2 protein-coding genes are annotated in these 1,790 nt (G+C 64.6%); both read right to left on the reverse strand.

Annotated elements, in window-relative coordinates:
* Positions 1-152: 152 nt before the first annotated feature.
* The gene (locus tag ACFMO5_RS12140; protein WP_376793017.1) at positions 153-1,202 is read right to left on the reverse strand and encodes an ATP-grasp domain-containing protein; all 1,050 of its coding nucleotides are present in this window, start codon (positions 1,200-1,202) and stop codon (positions 153-155) included.
* Positions 1,202-1,790, reverse strand: a 589-nt coding sequence (locus ACFMO5_RS12145; RefSeq protein ID WP_376793018.1) for a GNAT family N-acetyltransferase, incomplete at its 5' end; no start/stop codon positions are given. The genes ACFMO5_RS12140 and ACFMO5_RS12145, both read right to left, overlap by 1 nt.

Raw genomic sequence — 1,790 nt, forward strand, 5'->3', positions numbered from 1 at the left:
GGGGCCGCCGAAGGCGGCCCCACCCACCCCAAAATCCTTCAGCTTTCTCTCTCTTCGCGGCCTTTCGGGCCGCGGGAAGGGGGCAAAAAAGCCTTTCTTGGGCCCAGACGATGCGGTGCGGATGATGGTGGTGGAGTCCGAATCGGTTTTTTTCACGCCAGCGCGCGGGAGAGGGGAAGCGAGGCCGGGGCGCGCCGCGAGCGTCGGGCCCATGCGATCCGCAGGATGTGGGCCGCCATGCGCCCGTAATCATACCCCGCCGCCGCCGCCGAGCGCACGAACCCCGCATCCAGCGAGATGTCCGGGTTCGGATTCACATCGATCACATAAGGCGTCCCGTCCGGCGCCAGCCGGATATCCACCCGTCCGTAATCCCGAACCCGCAACGCCCGGTAGGCCAAGGTCGCCACATGCACCACCTCCGCCTCCGTCCACTCATCCAGCGGCGCCGGGACCAACGGGATGGTCCGCCGGTAACGCTCGCTCCCCCGATCCCACTTCGCGAATTGATCCACGATTCGCTGCTCCTCCGGCAGTCCGTCGAATAGGATCTCAGAAATCGGAAGGGGCTCCGGATCGCCGTTCCCCCACAAGCTGACGTTCAATTCACGGCCCGGTATGAAGACCTCCACCAACGCGGGCTGGCGAAGGGTCTCCAGCACGAATTGAACCCGCTCTCTCAACGCCGACGGAGAAGTCACCACGGCCTCCGGGGTGATCCCCACGCTGCCGTGCTCCCGGATCGGCTTCACGATCGCCGGGAAATCGGACCATTCCTCCAGATCCTGGAGCCGATGGCAGACCCGCCATGGTGGGGTGGGGATGCCGTTCAGGGTGAGAAACGCCTTCATCAGAGCCTTGTTTCCCGCCACCGTCAGCGCCCAGGGACCGGATCCGGTGTACAGGAAGCCGGCCGACTCCAGCGCTCGGGCGACCCGGGGCTCCCCATAGGGATCCCCTTCCAGCGCCTCACACCAGTTGAATACCACCCACTCCGAAGGGTCGTAGGCGGCCAGAGGGCCCAAGACCTCCCGGTGGATCTCCACCGGCTGAACCACCAGCCCATGGGCCTCCAGACCCTGTTGCAGTCTACGAACGCATTCCAAGGCATAGGTTTGATCTTCCAGAGGCCAGGCGCTGTCTATGTTGTAGAGCAGGATCACTTGGCGCATGGTGCGCGGCCTCGATGGATACCGCCGCATCATCCCACCTCCTGAGTGTGGGCCTCCATCGCCGAGGATGATCGCTCGCCGGACGGCGAAGGAAGACCCTTCAGGTAAACCGCCAGCCCCTCGCCCTCATCGTAAAAGTCTTCCACCACGGCCAGCAGCCGGAACCCATGGCGTTCGTAGAAGCGACGGGCCGGGGCATAGGCGGGCGCGGTCGCTGTCTCCACCAGGATCCACCGCCCACCCGCACGCTCGATATGCTCTTCCATCGCCCGAAGGAGGGCAGTGCCGATGCCCTGCCGCTGCGCCTGCGGATCCACCAGCAGCCAGTAAAGATCCCATGACCATCGGGTCAATGGCCTCCGCCCATAGCAGATCAACCCTAAGGGCGCCTCGCTCTCCCCATCCGCCCAGACGCGGAAATAGTAGCCGCTCCGTTCGGCCCCTTTCTCGCAGGCTTCTCGAAAGATCTCTAGCAGGGTCTCGATTTCCTCCGGCCGGAATACCCCACAGCGCTCCGCCAGCCTTCGAACCGCTTCCTCCTCATCCGCTCGCGGCCATCGAATAGGCGACATGAGCTCCCACCGTCTGAACAGGTTGAAGGGCTTCTTTCCGCCGGCT

Origin of the sequence: Thermoflexus sp. (assembly GCF_042408365.1) — a bacterium.
GTDB lineage: Bacteria > Chloroflexota > Anaerolineae > Thermoflexales > Thermoflexaceae > Thermoflexus.

Excerpts from the sequence above, each read along its gene's own strand:
- ACFMO5_RS12140 (WP_376793017.1), bottom strand. The coding sequence starts at position 1,202 with ATGCGGCGGTATCCATCGAGGCCGCGCACCATGCGCCAAGTGATCCTG.